This is a genomic window from Nocardioides sp. (assembly GCF_964229035.1).
In the GTDB taxonomy this organism is placed as follows: domain Bacteria; phylum Actinomycetota; class Actinomycetes; order Propionibacteriales; family Nocardioidaceae; genus Nocardioides.
Window position 1 is genome coordinate 106192 of sequence record NZ_CAXRAZ010000009.1, and the last position, 16138, is coordinate 122329.

Sequence of the window (16138 nt, forward strand, 5' to 3'; positions counted from 1 at the left end):
CTCTCTCGTCGCGGGGGGCACGTGGGGATCAGATGAACTGCCGGCCGCCGTCGACGACGACGGTCTGGCCGGTCACGAAGCCGGAGTCGGGGCCGGCGAGGAACAGGGCCGCGCCGACGACGTCCTCGGGCTGGCTGGCCCGGCGCAGGGCGCCGCGGTCGACGCCGTAGGTGGCGGCGTCGTCCATGAGGCCGTGGCTGGCCTCGGTGAGCGTGAAGCCGGGGGCGATCACGTTGGCGGTGATGCCCCTGCGCCCGAGCTCCTTGGCCATCACGCGGGTCAGGGACACCACCCCGCCCTTGGAGGCCACGTAGTGCAACCAGTTCTCGGAGCCGGAGTAGATGGTGGCCGAGCTGAGGTTGATCACCCGCCCGCCCTCGGGCAGGTGCGGCGAGCACGCGCGGACGACGAGCCACGGCCCCTTGAGGTTGACCGCCATCACGCGGTCCCACTCGTCGGGGTCGATGTCCTCGAGCGGGCTGCGGGTGATGCCGGCGTAGATCGCGGCGTTGTTGAGGACGACGTCGATGCGCCCGCCCCCGAACTCGGCCACCGCCGCGGCCAGCGCGGCGGTGGAGTCGGGGTCGGTGACGTCGACGTGCGTCGAGAACGCCTCCGCCCCCTCCGCCCGCACCTTCGCGGCGGACTCGGCGGCGCCGTCGGCGTCGCCGTCGGCGACGGCCACCCGGTAGCCCCGAGCGGCGAAGCCGAGCGCGAAGGCGCGGCCGAGGCCGCCGGCCGCGCCGGTGACGAGCACCGTGCGGCCGGCTCCCTCGAGCGAGCGGTCGATCACGCCGACACGTCCTGCAGGATCTCGACGCGACCGTTGGTGCCGTCGACGCGGATGATCTGCCCGGTGCGGATCGTGGTGGACGCCGACCCGGTGCCCGTGACGGCCGGCAGGCCGTACTCGCGGCACACGATGGCGGCGTGGCTCATCATCCCGCCGATGTCGGTGACGGTGGCCTTGATGCGCCCGAAGATCGGGCCCCACGACGGCGCGGTGATGGTGGCGACGAGGATCTCGCCCTCCTGCACCGTGCCGAGCTCGTCGGCGTGGGTGATCACTCGGGCGGGGCCCTCGACGACGCCGGGCGAGGCAGCCATGCCGGTGATGGAGCCGTCGCCCTCGCCGTCGTCGGCGGCCAGCCACTGCTGCACCTGCTCGGTGGTGATGCCGTAGAGCATCATCGTGAACGGCTCGGTGATCTCGGCCGGCGGCGTGTTGAGCGCCGGCTGCGGGCGCTGCATGGAGAGCGCGTCGATGATGCCGCGGCGGCGCTCGATCTCGGCCGGCCAGTAGTGCGGCCCGGTGGCCTGCGAGCCGACGGCCCAGCCGGTGACGTAGTCGAACAGCGCGTCGCGCACCTCGTTGCGGTTGAGATAGAGCATGTCCTGCACGTCGCCCCAGAACCCGGCCTCGACGAAGACCCGCGACAGCTCGCGGACCTTGCGCCAGAACACGCCCATCGTCCAGTGCTCGATGTAGAAGTTGTGGTTCTCCACGTAGGGGTAGGCCGTGGCCGCCAGGCCGCGCTTGGCGTCGAAGGCGGCGAGCGTCTCGCCGTCCAGGAGCTCGCGGTACTCGGCGACGATGCGGTCCTTCTCGGCGATGAGCTCGGCGACGGGCCGCATGATGTCCTGCCCGGCGTCGACGCGGCGCAGGTAGTCCTTGATGTAGCCGAGCGGGATCTCCTGGTGCTCGATCCAGTACTTGTCGTGGCCGTAGAACCCGTTGCCGACGGTGAAGTTGAACCACGGGTCGTGGGCGCCCTCGTAGGCCGCCACCCACTCGCCGCCACGCGGTAGGGCGGCGATCGCGGCCAGCGTGCCGGCGACGTCGTCGGTGTCGGCGAACCCGGCCTGCAGGTCGAGGTCGTGGGCCAGCACGGCGAGCTTCTTCAGCTCGTCGTCGGGGCGGAAGAGCTCCATGTCGACGCCCTGCACCATCTTCGCGATGGCCTGGTCGGGGATGCCGGGGAAGACCTCCTTGCAGAAGCCGAAGAAGTCGAGGTAGGCCAGGTAGCCGAGGTTCAGGAACTCGAAGTGGTACTGCCAGTTCTGGTAGCAGAGCTGGATGAGGCGGTCGTAGCCCTCCATCAGCACCTCGGAGCCGTCCTTGGCCTTCCCGGTGACGATGTCGTCGAAGGGCACCATGACCGGCAGCGGCTCGAAGCGGAGCGCCTCCATCTCGGCGATTGTGCCGCGCACCTTGGTGCGCCAGCCCTCGAGCAGCGCGTCCCAGTTCTGGAAGTAGTGACCGGCGCGGCGCTCGAACTCCGGCACCCGGGCGGGGATCTCGTGCTCGGGCACCGGAACGGGGCTCATGTAGAGGTAGCCGAGGTGGATCTTGAACTCGATGCCGTTGGCCGGCGGGATGAGCAGGTGGCGGGTGTTGTACTGCCCGAGGCACTTCACCGCGAACTCGCCGCCGATGGTCTCGAAGGGCTTGTAGACGGTGGGCCAGTGCTGGCTGTCACAGAACCAGAACTTCTCGTCCTCGGTGCCCGAGACGTTGCGGAATGCCAGGTGGTACGGGTAGAGCTCCTCCCACCCCTCGGCGCCCGCGGGCACCGGGATCTGCGAGGGCTTCGGGAACGACTTCATCGTCGGCTCGCTCTGCTGGGCGGGGGCGACGTCGGGCTGTGCGGTCATGACACTTCCTCGGGTCTCGGGCTGGTGCGGGTCAGTGGGTGTGGGAGTGGTGGTGGGGCAGGGTCGCCGCGGCCGAGCCCGCGGTGGCGGCGAGGCCGGCGAAGGAGCCGAAGCTGAAGCCGGACGACGGGGTGCGCGGCGCGGGGGCCGGGGCGGCCGACGCGGGTGCGGCGGCGGAGTGCACGGTCTCGGGGCGCGACTGCAGGAGCAGGAGGTCCTCACCGGGCGGGAGGTCGGCGTCGAGCGCCCACTCGACGTCCTGCGGGCAGCCGTAGTGCCGCTCGGCGCGCTTGGCGATCGCGGCGACCGCACGCACCTCGTCGTCGCTCAGGCAGCGGACGACGCGGCGCTCGGCCTCGACCTCGCGCTCGACCAGCGCACCGGTGGCGGCATCGGGCACGAGCTCGGCGTGCTTGTCGCCGATGTGCTCGGAGACGACGCTCAGCATCACCTTGTCGAGCAGGAGGTTGTCGGGGGTGACCTGCCCGGAGACGACCATCTCGCCGACACCCCAGGAGGCGTCGATCGCGATCTTGGACCGGTCGCCGGTGGCGGGGTTCATCGTGATCGCCACACCGGCGACGCGGGCGCGCACCATCTTCTGCACCGCGACCGCCATCGACAGTCCCTCGTCGGGGATGCCGTTGCGCAGGCGGTAGGTGATGGCGCGGCTGGTGTAGAGCGAGGCCCAGCAGCGGCGGATGTGCTCGGTGACCGCCTCGACGCCGACGAGCCACAGGTAGGTGTCCTGCTGGCCGGCGAAGCTGGCGTCGGGGAGGTCCTCGGCCGTGGCCGACGAGCGGACGGCGACCGGCACCTCGGCGCCCGCCGCTCCCCCGCAGCGCTGCTGCAGGTCGGCGAGGGCCAGGTGGGTCTGGGTGCGCAGCGCGGCGGGCACCTCGCGGGTGCAGATCTGCTCGCGGATGCGCGCGGAGATCACGTCGATCGCGGCAACGTCGTCGGGGTCGAGGCCGGCCAGCTCCTCGGCGATCACCGCGGCGAGGCCGGACTCGGCGACGAAGAGGTCGTAGGCCGCCGTGGTGACCGCGAAGCCCGGCGGCACCGGCATCCCCGCGGCGGTGAGCGAGACCAGCGAGGCGCACTTGCCGCCCAGCAGGGCGTGCTCGGGCTCGTGGCCGCCGTCGAAGAACTGGATGTAGCGGGTGTCGTGCATGGCTCAGACCCCTTCGGTGTCGCTCGGGCGGCTGGTGCGGGCGGCGCCGGCGGGCCAGGTGACCGGCACCGACAGGGGCGCGCGGAACGAGAGGTTCGGCCCGAAGGTGATCGGCTCGTCGTCCACGAGGGCGAGGTCGGGGGCGAGCAGAGCGACCTCCTCGACGACGACCCTGGTCTGCAGCTTGGCCAGCAGGTTGCCCAGGCAGTAGTGGATGCCGAAGCCGAAGGCGAGGTGCTCGCGGGCGTTGGGGCGGGTGATGTCGAAGACGTCGGGGTCGGGGAAACGGGTCTCGTCGCGATTGGCCGAGCCCATGACGAGCAGCAGCTCGGCGCCGGCCGGGATCGCGACGCCACCGACCTCGGCGTCCTTCAGGGCCTTGCGGCGCCAGGCGACGATGCTGGGGCTGAAGCGCAGCACCTCGTCGACGGCGCCGGCCACGAGGGTCGGGTCGGCGACCACCCGCTGCCACTGGTCTCCGTGGCCCAGCAGCACGCGCAACGTGTTGGAGATGAGCGTGGTGGTGGTCTCGTGGCCGGCGAAGAGCAGGCTGTAGCAGACCGAGGCGATCTCGTGGTCGGTGATCGGGTCGCCGGCGGCCTGGGCCCGCACGAGGTCGCCGACCAGCGAGTCGCGCTCGTGGGCGTGGGCGTCGGCCACCAGTCGCCGGCACTCGGCCCAGTAGGCGACGAGGTTGTGGGCGTGCGGCACCTGCTCGGCGTCGCTCAGGTCGCCCCACGTCATCGCAGCGCGGGAGTCGGACCACGTCTTGTAGGTGGGCACCATCGCCACGTCGGCGCCGATGAGGGTGAGGATCGTGATCGTGGGGACGTCGACGGCGAGGTCGCGCACCAGGTCGCCCCGTCGCTCCGGTCGCGCCAGCATGGCGGCGAGTGCCGTGCGCACGTTCTCGCGGATGGTGGGCTCCAGGGCCTTGTAGCGACGCGGCGTGAAGGCCTTCGCCACCACCTTGCGGATCCGGGTGTGCTCCGGGGGGATGCGGGCCGAGAGGCCGGAGTAGGCGGTGAAGCCGCCGTCGTCCATGATCTGGCGGGCGGCGGCGCCGCGCTCGCGCACCGGGGCCTGGGCGTTCTCGCTGCTGAAGGTCGACCAGTCCTCGAAGACGGCCTTGACGTCGTCGTAGCGGGTGACGACCCAGTAGCCGATGCGCTCGTCGAAGGTCACAGGCGCCTCGGCGCGCAGGGCCGCGTAGGCGGGGAAGGGGTCGTCGAGCTCGAACGGCTGGTAGCCGAGGCTGGCCGCGTTGTGGTCGACGGGGCAGGTCTGGGTGGGCACGAGAGGAGTCTGTGGCCGCGTGACCGCCGCCACAATCGGCGACTTCCGTTCAGCGGAAGTGATCGGCGAGCGGGCCGCTCACGCCAATCGGGCGCCCCGCGGCAGTCGGGCGATGGCGGTGTCGATGCGATCGGCCACGCCCTTGAGCACGGGCAGGTGGCGGCGCAGCGCGCTGGCCTGGGTCGCGAGGGTGACGATGCCGATGGCAGCCACCACCCGGTCGTCGCGACGGATGGGGACGGCGATGGACGCCGATCCCGCACGCACCTCCTCGAGAGTGATGGCGTGAGCGCTGCTGCGGATCTCAGCCAGCTCGGCCTCCAGCCGCTCCGGATCGGCGTGGGTGCGCCGGGTGGGCCGCTCGAGTCCGCGCGCGAGATAGGCCTCGCGCACCCAGTCCTCCTCGAAGGCGAGCAGCACCTTGCCGACGGCGGTCGCGTGGAGCGGCAGGCGCCCGCCCACGCGCGATGCCCGCGGCACCCGCTTGGTGCTGTACACGCGGTCGATGTACAGCGCCTCGTGGCCCTCGCGGATGGCCAGGTGCGAGGTTTCCTGGGTGAGCGAGAAGAGGTCCTGCAGGTACGGGCGAGCGGTGTCGCGCAGCAGCCGGCCCCCGTGCTGGGCCACCTCCCACAGCCGCAGGCCGACCCGGTAGCGGCCGAGCCCGTCACGCTCGAGCGCGCCCCAGGCGACGAGCTCGCCGACCAGTCGATGGGCGGTGGGCAGCGGCAGGTCGGCCAGGCCCGCCAGCTCGGTGAGCGACTTCGCCGCGGGAGGGTGCTCGAACGCGCCGAGCAGCGCGAGCGCCTTGCTCGTCACGGTGCGCGCGCTGCTGGACGACGACTCCGCCGACAGTGCCGACTCCGCCGATGCCTGCCCGTCGACCACGCCGTCCCGCCTCCTCTCACCACCGCCCCCGCGAGCGCCCGGCCGAGCGGTCAGCCGAGCGCGATGCGTTGCGGCAGCGTATCGACCATCGCGAGCGCGCCGAGCGCGGAGGCGATGGTGCGCGCGGCGTCGGTGAACAGGTGCTCGTGCACCCGCGAGGCGATGAGGCGGTGCGCCGCGGCGCGGTCGAGACCGAACCAGCCCATCACCGTGTCGACGCCGTGGGGCGTGATGCGCCAGAGCTTGTCGGCATCCTTGACCAGGGCGTCGTCCAGGTGGAGGGCCACGCGGCGCGAGTCGTGGCCGTCGATGATCTCGACGATGCGCTCGATGCGCTCGCGGTCGTGACCGAGCCCGGTGAGCACCTCGTGGGCGATGCGCGCGCCCTCCACCTCGTGCTGGCGCACGAGGTCGGGCCGCGAGCCGTCGGGCGCGATCGCCTCGAGGATCTCCTCCTCCGCCACCGTGGACCAGCCGGAGTCGTGCAGCAGGATCGCGGGCAGCACCACGTCGGCGTCCGCTTCGGGGTGCAGCTCGCACAGGGCGCGCGCGAGGCCGTAGGCGTAGATCGTGTGGCCGTCGTTGTCACGCACCCGCAGGTACGGTTCGGCCCGACGCCAGATCTGTGCGTGCTCGGCCGGCATCTCGCCGCCGAAAGGCACGGAGGAAAAATCAGGGACGTGGGCGGCGATGTCGCGGCCCAGCACGTTGCGGTCGGGACTCAGCACGGGCAGCACCGGCCCATCCCACGCCCTCGCCATCGCCCGCGCAAGGTCCGGCTTCCGCTGAGCGGAACGACTCAGGCACCCAAGCGGGTCACCAGCTCGGCGCCGGTGCAGCCGAACGTGCGCCGCACCACCGCGCCGTCCGGCCCGAGGTCGATGACGGCGAGGTCGGTGTAGACCCGGGTCACGCAGCCGACGCCGGTGAGCGGGTAGGTGCACGCGGGCACCAGCTTCGGGGCACCGTCCTTGGCGAACAGGCTCATCATCACGAACACCTGCTTGGCGCCGATCGCCAGATCCATCGCTCCCCCGACCGCGGGGATCGCGCCGGGCGCGCCGGTGTGCCAGTTGGCGAGGTCGCCACCGAAGGACACCTGGAAGGCACCGAGCACGCACACGTCGAGGTGCCCGCCGCGCATCATGGCGAAGGAGTCGGCGTGGTGGAAGTAGGAGGCGCCGGGCAGCTCGGTCACCGGCACCTTGCCGGCGTTGGTGAGGTCGGGGTCGATCTCGTCGCCGACCGCAGCCGGACCCATGCCGAGCATGCCGTTCTCGGTGTGGAGCACCACGCCCCGCTCGGGCGGCAGGTGGTCGGCGATCCTCGTCGGCTGCCCGATGCCGAGGTTCACGTAGGCGCCCTCGGGCACGTCGCGAGCGATGAGCGCGGCGAGCTCGTCGGTCGTCAACGGCGCGCGGTCGGCGTCCTCGAGGACGTCGGGGGCCAGGCGCAGTGCGTGCGTAGCGGTGGTCATCGTGCCCCCTGGACGGTGTAGTGGCGGGCGGCGGTGGCCACCACGCGGTCGACGAAGATCGACGGGGTCACGACGGCCTCGGGGTCGAGCTCGCCGGGCTCGACGACCTCGTTCACCTGGACGATCGTGGTGTCCGCGGCGGTGGCCATCACGGGCCCGAAGTTGCGCGCCGTCCGGCGGTAGACGAGGTTGCCGAGCCGGTCGGCGCGGTGGGCGGCGATGAGCGCGTAGTCGCCCCGGATCGGCAGCTCCAGCAGGTAGTCGCGGCCCTCGAAGGAGCGCACCTCCCGCCTCTCGGCGAGCGGCGTGCCCACCGCCGTGGGGCTGTAGAAGGCGCCGATGCCGGCGCCGGCGGCGCGCATCCGCTCGGCGAGGTTGCCCTGCGGCACGACCTCGAGCTCGATGCGGCCCGATCGGTACAGCTCGTCGAAGACGTAGGAGTCCGACTGCCGCGGGAACGAGCAGAGGATGCGGCGCACCCGGCCGGCCTTGAGCAGAGCCGCGAGTCCGACCTCGCCGTTGCCGGCATTGTTGGCCACGATCGTGAGGTCCGTGGCCCCTTGGCGGATGAGGGCGTCGATGAGGTCGAAGGGCATGCCGGCCAGCCCGAAGCCGCCGACGAGCACCGTGGCGCCGTCCTCGATGCCGGCGACGGCCTCGTCGGCCGACTCCATGATCTGCGTGCGGCCCATCTCAGGCCGCCTCCTCGTTCTCGAGGACGACGGCCAGCCCCTGCCCCACGCCGATGCAGATCGCCGCGAGCCCCCACCGCTCGCCGGTCTCCCGCAGGCGGGCGGCCAGGGTGGCGACGATGCGGGCTCCGGAGGCGCCGAGCGGGTGGCCGATCGCGATGGCGCCACCGCGCGCGTTGACGATGGCGGGATCGCGCAGGCCCAGCTCGATCCAGGCGTCGACGCAGGCCAGCGACTGCACGGCGAACGCCTCGTTGAGCTCGACCGCGCCGACCTCGGACCACGAGATCCCGGCGCGCGCGAGAGCGGCCCCGGCCGCGGCGATGGGCGCGATGCCGAAGCGCTGGGGCTCGAGCGCGGCGGTGCCTCGTCCCGCGATCCGCGCGAGGGGGTCGACGCCGAGCCGCTCCCCTGCCGCGCGCGAGCCGAGCACGAGTGCGGCCGCGCCGTCGTTGAGCGGCGATGCGTTGCCCGCGGTGATCGTGCCGTCGGCACGGAAGGAGGGGGCCAGCGTGGTGAGGCGCGTGGTGTCGTCACGGATGCTCTCGTCGCGCAGGAGGTCGACCCCGCTCACCGGCACGACGAGGTCGTCGTAGAACCCGTCGGCCCAGGCCTTCGCCGCGAGCTCGTGCGACCGGGCGGCGAACTCGTCCTGACGTGCACGCGAGATGCCGGTCTCGTCGGCGATCTGCTCGTTGCACTCGCCCAGGGACGCGGTCCACTCGGCCGGCATCGCGCGGTTAACCAGGCGCCAGCCGAGCGTCGTCGAGACGGCGGCCGTGTCGCCCGCGGGGAAGGCGCGATCGGGCTTGGGCAGCACCCAGGGGGCGCGCGTCATCGACTCCACGCCACCGGCGATGACGACGTCGGCGTCGCCGGTCTCGATCTGGCGCGAGCCAAGCAGCACGGCGTCGAGGCTGGAGCCGCACAGGCGGTTGACCGTGGTGGCCGGCACGGCCACCGGCAGGCCGGAGAGCAGGACCGCCATGCGACCGACGTTGCGGTTGTCCTCGCCGGCCTGGTTGGCGCAGCCCCAGACGACCTCGTCGACGGCGGCGGCCGCGCGCTCACCGAAGCCCGGGAGCCGATCGACGACGGCGCCCAGGGCGGTGGCCGCGAGATCGTCGGGACGCATCTTCGCCAGGGCGCCGTTGAAGCGACCGAAGGGCGTCCGCGCCGCGGCGTAGAGGAAGGAATCGCTCACACTCTCGAACCTAGGCGCGTCAGCCGATATCGTGAAGTATCGATATCGGTTGCGATTGACATGTCAGGAGTCTTGATGGAGCTGCGGCACCTGCGCTACTTCGTCGCGGTGGCCGAGGAGCGTCACTTCGGTCGGGCCGCCGCGCGGCTGCACATGGCGCAGCCTCCACTGTCGCAGCAGGTGCGCGATCTGGAGCGCGAGCTCGGGGTCCAGCTGCTCGAGCGCACGACGCGCCGCGTGGACCTGACCGCCGCCGGAGCGGCCTATCTCGAGCGCGCACGTGCGGTGCTGGCCGCTGTCGAGGCGGCCGGCGACGAAGCGCGCCTGGTGGCGGCCGGCCTGGAGGGACGACTGACGCTGGGCTGCGTCGGGTCGGCCACCTACAGCCTGCTCCCCCGCCTGGCCCGCGAGCTCGCCGCCGACCTGCCCGGCATCGAGGTGTCGTTCCGCGGCGAGATGCTCGTGCCCGACCAGGTCGAGGCACTGCTCGACGGCACCATCGACCTCGGACTGCTGCGCACTCCCGTGCACGAGCCTCGGCTGGAGGTCACCGTGCTCCGCAGCGAACGACTGCTCCTCGCCCTCCCGACCGGCCACCGCCTGGCCACCCGCCGACGCGTGAGCGTGCGCGACCTTTGCGGACTCGACCTCATCGTGCACTCCGGACGACGCCGCTCGGTGATGCACGACCGGGTGGTCGACCTGTGTCGCCGGGCCGGGTTCGAGCCGCAGGTGCGCCACGAGGTCGCCGAGACCTCCACGGTGATGACCCTCGTGGCCGGCGGCCTCGGCGCCGCCGTCGTACCCGAGCCGACCGCCGCCCTCACCCTGGACGGCGTCACCACGCTCCCGCTCGCCGGCGCCGGAACGATCGACCTCGCCCTCGCCTGGCGTGCCGACCGCGACGACCCTCACCTCATCCGGGCGCGCGAGGCCATCACCGCGCTGCTGGCGCCCGAGTGATCGAGAGCGCGCCAGCGTCGTCTCGAGGCTCGGGCGAGGTGAAGGGGAACCGCTGGATGAGCGCTATTCGCGCAGCGGGTAGGTGCCGGTGGGGGTGACGAGGAATCGGTGGCCGAGGGGGCTGGTCCACCGGTAGATGCCGGGTGCGAGTGCGGTGTAGCGCCAGCGGCTGTGGGTCTTGGCCCGGTGGTGTTGTCGGCAGAGTGGGGTGAGGTTGCAGGGGCAGGTGGCGCCGCCAGCGTCGTAGGGCTGGCGGTGGTCAAGGTCGCAGCTGGTGGCGGGGATGGTGCAGCCGGGGAAGCGGCAGGTGTGGTCGCGCCAGGTGGTGTGGCGGCGGAGGCGGTCGGGGATCTCGTAGGCATCGACATGATCACAGTCGGCGAGGTCGACGACCGGTCGGACGGTGATGCGGCTGGCCTGCTGCAACCACTCCCTGATCTGCGTCGTGGCGACGGGGCGGTTGTGGCAGCGCCCGACCGGGTTCTCACCCGTCAGGGATTCCGGGGTGACGTGGACGACGACCTCGGCCTTCCGCCCGGGCGAAGCCGTGACGAGTTCGCCGGTGGTCTCGTCGACCGTGGTCAGGTCGAGCTCCAGATCAGCACGCGCCATGTCGCCGAGTGAACGTGCCATGCGGACGTCGTGCGAGGACTCGTCGCCGAACCGCGCCCGCGTCGCAGCCCGTCGCTTGGTGGCAGCTTCGAGGTCGGCGGCGTCGCCGGCATCCAAGGTGGCGTCGAGGTAGGCGATGCCGTCCGGGGTGGGGTCGGAGAACCGGACCCCGAGCTGCTCGCACTCACGCTGCCGCTGGGCCTCGGCCAGCTCGGGGTCGAAGCGCTTGATGGCCTCGTCGATGAGTCGGTCGAGCTGGGCCCAGGTCACTTTGTGGGCTGCGAAGAGCTGGCGGTCGACGAAGGCTGCGGCGTCAGCGTTGAGGTCGATGGTGGCTTCGGCGATCTTCGCGGCTCGCCACGGCACCAACCGGCCCGCCAGCACGGCCGCGTAGACGTGCGGGAGCCGCCACGCGCACTCCAGGATCCGGGCGACGTAGCGTCGTCCACCATCGGGGGTGCGGCCGAGCACCGCGACCAGTTCCATCAGGGCGAACTCGGCCACCAGCGGAGTGCCCTCACCCGCGAGACGGACTCCGGTGTCGAGCGCAGCCACCACGTCCTCGACCGGCTTCTCCGCACCCTCGTGGAGGTTGCGTTCGGCCCACGCCACGATGCCCTGCCACGTGCGGACCTCCGAGGCCTGACGAGCCGCCTCCTCACCCACCAGCACGTCCAGCAGCGCCGACGAGGAGACGCCGTCGAACGGCGCGAACGGACCGTCGTCCACGCCACCGTTCACGTCGTCGAAACCATCCCCGAGAGTCATACGCAGATGGTGGCACGGACCCCCGACAGAACCCGAACGTGCCGCAGAACCCTGTGGACAAGCAGGTTCCTCGACAGGTCGCCGGGTCTCGAGACGGCGCTAGCAGCCCTCCTGGGCCGCAGACGGATCAGATCTCCAGGCGCGAGCCGACGATGATCGTGCGGTCCTGCGGAAGGCCGAAGTGGGCGGCGGCGTCGACTGCGATCCGCGACGTCGCGAGGAAGAGGCGCCGGCGCCACCAGGGCAGGCCGATGCCGCGGTCGGGATCGGCGTCCACGAGCTCGATGCGGGAGAGGAAGTAGGTGGACTGCTCGAAGTCGTACCTGCCCTCGGCGAGATCGGGGGGCAGGTCGGCAAGCGCACTCGGCACGTCGATCCGCTCGGCGTAACCGTAGTTGAGGGTCAGGTGCGTGATGCCGTCGGTGGGATCGCCCAGGTCGTCGACGTCCCAGCGGTGGGCTTCGTCGACGCGCGGGAGCTCGGCGACCGCCACCGTCACCACGACGACGTAGCGATGTCGGGCGCGGTGGTGGGCGACGTTGGAACGGAGCGCGAGCGGCGCGGTGGAGGCCCCACGGTTGAGGTAGACGGCGGTGCCCGGGACCGTGACGACCTCAGCCGTCCCCCGCAACTCGAGCGCGAAGCCGGGCAGCGGCCCCTCCAGGCGCTCGCGGCGCGCGGTCACCAGCTGCCGACCGCGCTGCCAGGTCGTCATGACGACGAAGAGCACGACGGCGATCGTGAGCGGCAGCCAGGCGCCATGCACGAGCTTGGTCATGTTGGCGGCGAGGAAGAGCAGGTCGATCGTTAGCAATGGCACCGCCAGCGCCACCAGAGCCCACCTCGGCACCCGGCAGTGCTGCCAGGCGACGTAGAAGAAGAGGACGGTGGTGATCGCGATCGTGCCCGTCACGGCCATGCCGAAGGCGTAGGCCAGCGCCGCCGAGCTCCCGAAGCTCACCACGAGGATGACGACGGCCACGAGAAGCACGCCGTTGACCAGCGGCACGTAGATCTGGCCGCGACTCGATCGCGAGGTGTGCAGCACCCGCAGCCGCGGCAGGTACCCGAGCTGCGCGGCCTGCGAGGCCACGGAGAAGGCACCGGTGATGACCGCCTGCGACGCGATGACCGTGGCAGCGGTGCCGAGCAGCACGATCGGCAGCCTCGCCCAGTCGGGCGGGAGCAGGAAGAAGGGGGCCGAGGCGTTGCTCGGATCCTCGAGCAGCAGGCCTCCCTGGCCGAGGTAGCTCAGCACACACGCCGGGAACACCAGGAAGATCCACCCCACCGAGATCGGACGACGACCGAAGTGCCCCATGTCGGCGTAGAGGGCCTCCGCGCCGGTGACCGCCAGAACGATCGCGGCCAGGGCGAAGAAGGCGATGTCGAAACGACCGGCGAGGAAGCCGATGGCGTGCGTGGGCGACAGCGCGCCGAGGATGCCGGGGTGCAGCGCGATCCCGCGCAGTCCACAGAGGCCGATCGCGACGAACCACGCGATCATCACGGGCCCGAAGAAGCGGCCCACCGAGGCCGTGCCCACCCGCTGGACGGCGAAGAGCAGCACCACGATCACGACGGTCGCCGGGACGACGAACCCGCCCAGTCCCGGTCGCAACACCTCCACGCCCTCGATGGCGGAGAGCACCGAGATTGCGGGCGTGATCATGCTGTCGCCGAGGAAGAGGGCGGCACCGAACGTGCCGAGCGCCACCAGCGCGACGGTGGCTCCTCGTCGTCCACCCCTGCCCCAGCGCCGCAGCAGGGTGATGAGCGCCATGATGCCGCCCTCACCCCGGTTGTCGACGCGCATGGCCAGCAGCACGTAGGTGACGGTGACGATCAGCATGACCGACCAGAAGATGAGCGACACCACGCCCATCACGTTCTCGTCGGTCAGCGGAACGGGATGCGGATCATCGGGGTTGAAGACGGTCTGCAGCGTGTAGATCGGACTGGTGCCGATGTCACCGAAGACCACACCGAGCGCCCCGACGACCGCCGCCAGTCGCAACGGGCTCGGCCTGGTACTCCCCCGGCGCTCTGCGGGCGTGGACGGCGCTGGCTCGTCCTTCGTGGTGCTCACCGCGCGAACCTAGACCCGGGTCACGCGGGATCTGCGCGTCCTGACGCGATCCGAACACGAGGATCGCTCACGCCGGGGGCAGGCGCGAAGTCCCCGGCCCTCAGCCGCGGTTGGCCGCGACCGCCGCCCGCACCAGGTCCGTGAACGCGGCGTCGTCGACGTCCTCGCCCTCGTGCAGGTCGACGGCGCGGCGGGTGCCGGCGTCCAGGCTGGCGTTGAAGATGCCGGTGGGGTCGGGCAGCGAGGCGCCCTTCGCGAAGGTCAGCTTGACCTTGTCCTTGTAGGTCTCGACGGTGCAGACCAGGCCGTCGCAGGAGAAGGTCGGCACGCCGTCGGGATTCGTGGGTTTGCGCCACTTGCGCTCCTCCACCATGCCGTGGTCGGCGGCGAGCAGCAGCCCCCGCATCCGGTCCACCTGCGCCTCGCGCCAGTCGCTCATGGCGGCAACCTACTCCTGGACGCCGACAGCCCCGGAGCGCCTGCTCCGGGGCTGTCGACGCGGTGCGGGTCGTGACGGTCAGGCGACCTTGGCGCGCAGGAACTCGAGCGCGCGGCCCCAGGCGAGCTTGGCCTGCTCGGGGTCGTGGGTGCCGGCCTTGTCCTCGTCGTTGTGGAAGGCGTGGCCGGCCGGGTAGTAGAAGAACTCGACCTCGGCGCCGGACTCATCGCGGATCTGCTTCTCCTGCTCGCGAGCCTGGTCGACCGGGTAGAAGCCGTCCTCCTCCGCGTAGTGGCCCTGCACGGCGGCGGTGAGGCCGCGGTAGGTGTCGGGGACGGCAGGGCCGACGCCGTAGAACGGCACGGCGGCCGAGATCTTGTCGCCGGCCTCCTTGGCGAGCAGCAGCACGAAGCCGCCGCCCATGCAGAAGCCGATGGTGCCGAGGTGGGCGGAGGTGACGGCGTCGTGGCCGAGGAGGAAGTCGACGGCACCCGAGAGGTCCTTGGCGGCCTGCTCGACGGGCAGGCTCATCATGAACTCACCGGCCTGGTCGGAGTCGTGGGCGACCCGACCGCCGTAGAGATCGGGCGCGAGTGCGACGAAGCCCTCCTTGGCGAGGCGGTCGCAGACGTCGGCGATGTGGTCGTCGAGACCCCACCACTCCTGCACCACGACGACGCCCGGACCGGAGCCGGACTCCGGGACGGCGAGATAGCCGTGGGCCTCGTTGCCGTTGCTGGGGAAGGTCACGTTCTGACGCGGGTTGTCGCTCATGGATCCGAGACTAGGAACCGCGGCCAAGCGCCGCCGCGACGCGCCGCAGCACCTCCGCGTGCGCCTCGGCGAGCGGGATGCGTTCCTGCTCGACGCGCGCATGGGTCGTGCGGGCGGGGTCGCAGAGCAGGTCGTACAACTCCTGCTCCGCAGGTCGCAGCCCGTGGACGACGCCCGCCGACCCCGCGCGCACCGGCTTCGCGTCATGGCCGTGGTCGACCCCGAAGCGCTCCCAACGTCGATAGGTCGCGACGTCCATGAGGATCGAGTCGACGTCGAGCCCGGCACGACGGAACTGCGCGAGGATCTCGAGTCCGGCGGCGTCGAGGTCGCCCCAGTAGAGCCGCACCGGCGCCTCATGCACCCACGCGAGCGCCGCCACGGTGCCGCCGCCGGCGCCGCTCCCCTCGATCGCGATCCCGCCCGGCACCTCGGGGAAGCACTGTGCGGTGTCGCGGTTCTCCGAGATGAGGACGACGCCCGGTCGGTAGGCGGGCTCGGCGCCGTCGCCGAGCGTGGCCACGTCGAATCGGCGGCCGCCGGCGGCCAGGTGGTCGGGGTCGAGATAGGTCAGATGGACCCGGGGTGGGCGACTCGCGCGGAGCCCCAGGTCCTCGAGGCCGATCAGCCGCTGCACGAGCGAGAGGCCCCGCTGGTCGAGCCACTTCGAGCCCATCCCCTCCACCGGCACCTGGCGGGCGGTGAGGCCGTGGTCGGGGTGCTCGGCGAACCAGCGAGCCGCTCGGAGGAGGAGGTCCACCTCGACGTCTTCCCAGGGGTCGAGCTGGCCGATGATCGCTGCGCGCGTCGCGTGGTCAACGGCGGGGAAGGCCGTGAGCAGGTCGGCCCGGACGCGGCCGCGCGCGACGCGCTCCGGCCAGTCGCCGCCGACGAAGGCGACTGCGGCGTCGACGTCGTCGACCACCAGGCGGGCGGGCAGCTCGAAGGCGGGCGGCACCCGGCGGGTCTCCAGGCGCACCCCCGGGACGGGCGCGAAGTCGAACCACGCCATGCGCTGCGCGAAGAGCTCGCTCTCCCACTGCGCCATCACCGCCGCCTCGGTGAGGCCCGAGGTCCCCAGGGCGAACCCCGACCGCCATCCGAGGG

The 16138-nt window shown here is 71.9% G+C and carries 15 protein-coding genes; 1 reads left to right on the forward strand and 14 read right to left on the reverse strand.

The genetic code is table 11. The features are described 5' to 3' along the window. Positions 1-28: 28 nt before the first annotated feature. The 9 genes from ACERUN_RS03210 to ACERUN_RS03250 form a co-directional block, all read right to left on the reverse strand. On the reverse strand, positions 29-793 hold the full coding sequence (locus tag ACERUN_RS03210) for an SDR family NAD(P)-dependent oxidoreductase (RefSeq protein WP_370288252.1): 765 nt from the start codon (positions 791-793) through the stop codon (positions 29-31). After that, positions 790-2655 (reverse strand): PEP-utilizing enzyme, encoded by a 1866-nt coding sequence (locus ACERUN_RS03215; protein WP_370288253.1) that lies wholly within the window; start codon positions 2653-2655, stop codon positions 790-792. Before ACERUN_RS03215 ends, ACERUN_RS03210 begins: the two co-directional genes overlap by 4 nt. Positions 2656-2686: 31 nt before the next feature. Further along, positions 2687-3829, reverse strand: a complete 1143-nt coding sequence (locus ACERUN_RS03220) for a PEP/pyruvate-binding domain-containing protein (RefSeq protein WP_370288254.1) — start codon at positions 3827-3829, stop codon at positions 2687-2689. Between the two features lie 3 nt (positions 3830-3832). After that, entirely contained in the window at positions 3833-5125 is a 1293-nt protein-coding gene (locus ACERUN_RS03225; RefSeq protein ID WP_370288255.1) for a cytochrome P450, read from the reverse strand. 78 nt (positions 5126-5203) lie between these two features. Continuing rightward, positions 5204-6013, reverse strand: coding sequence for an IclR family transcriptional regulator (locus tag ACERUN_RS03230; RefSeq protein WP_370288256.1), 810 nt, complete (start codon positions 6011-6013; stop codon positions 5204-5206). A 50-nt stretch (positions 6014-6063) separates the two neighbouring features. After that, positions 6064-6750 (reverse strand): HD domain-containing protein, encoded by a 687-nt coding sequence (locus ACERUN_RS03235; RefSeq protein WP_370288259.1) that lies wholly within the window; start codon positions 6748-6750, stop codon positions 6064-6066. 62 nt (positions 6751-6812) lie between these two features. Then, positions 6813-7490, reverse strand: a complete 678-nt coding sequence (locus ACERUN_RS03240; protein WP_370288260.1) for a 3-oxoacid CoA-transferase subunit B — start codon at positions 7488-7490, stop codon at positions 6813-6815. Beyond that, complete coding sequence (locus ACERUN_RS03245; RefSeq protein ID WP_370288261.1) at positions 7487-8182, reverse strand: 3-oxoacid CoA-transferase subunit A; 696 nt, start codon at positions 8180-8182, stop codon at positions 7487-7489. Before ACERUN_RS03245 ends, ACERUN_RS03240 begins: the two co-directional genes overlap by 4 nt. 1 nt (position 8183) lies before the next feature. After that, positions 8184-9386: an acetyl-CoA C-acyltransferase gene (locus ACERUN_RS03250; protein WP_370288262.1), complete on the reverse strand. Its 1203-nt coding sequence runs from the start codon at positions 9384-9386 to the stop codon at positions 8184-8186. Positions 9387-9461: 75 nt separating this feature from the next. On the opposite strand from ACERUN_RS03250, the gene ACERUN_RS03255 reads away from it, so the two are divergent. Continuing rightward, on the forward strand, positions 9462-10349 hold the full coding sequence (locus ACERUN_RS03255) for a LysR substrate-binding domain-containing protein (protein ID WP_370288263.1): 888 nt from the start codon (positions 9462-9464) through the stop codon (positions 10347-10349). Between the two features lie 63 nt (positions 10350-10412). Here the strand turns inward: ACERUN_RS03255 and ACERUN_RS03260 are convergent, their stop codons facing one another. The 5 genes from ACERUN_RS03260 to ACERUN_RS03280 form a co-directional block, all read right to left on the reverse strand. Continuing rightward, on the reverse strand, positions 10413-11729 hold the full coding sequence (locus ACERUN_RS03260) for a hypothetical protein (RefSeq protein WP_370288264.1): 1317 nt from the start codon (positions 11727-11729) through the stop codon (positions 10413-10415). Positions 11730-11856: 127 nt separating this feature from the next. Then, complete coding sequence (locus ACERUN_RS03265; protein WP_370288265.1) at positions 11857-13818, reverse strand: potassium transporter Kup; 1962 nt, start codon at positions 13816-13818, stop codon at positions 11857-11859. Between the two features lie 100 nt (positions 13819-13918). Beyond that, on the reverse strand, positions 13919-14257 hold the full coding sequence (locus ACERUN_RS03270; protein WP_370288266.1) for a DUF1801 domain-containing protein: 339 nt from the start codon (positions 14255-14257) through the stop codon (positions 13919-13921). A gap of 78 nt (positions 14258-14335) precedes the next feature. Continuing rightward, positions 14336-15031: a dienelactone hydrolase family protein gene (locus ACERUN_RS03275; RefSeq protein WP_370288267.1), complete on the reverse strand. Its 696-nt coding sequence runs from the start codon at positions 15029-15031 to the stop codon at positions 14336-14338. A 10-nt stretch (positions 15032-15041) separates the two neighbouring features. Then, a complete protein-coding gene (locus ACERUN_RS03280; RefSeq protein ID WP_372740692.1) occupies positions 15042-16079 on the reverse strand; it encodes a Wadjet anti-phage system protein JetD domain-containing protein in 1038 nt (345 codons plus the stop codon). Between the last annotated feature and the right edge of the window lie 59 nt (positions 16080-16138).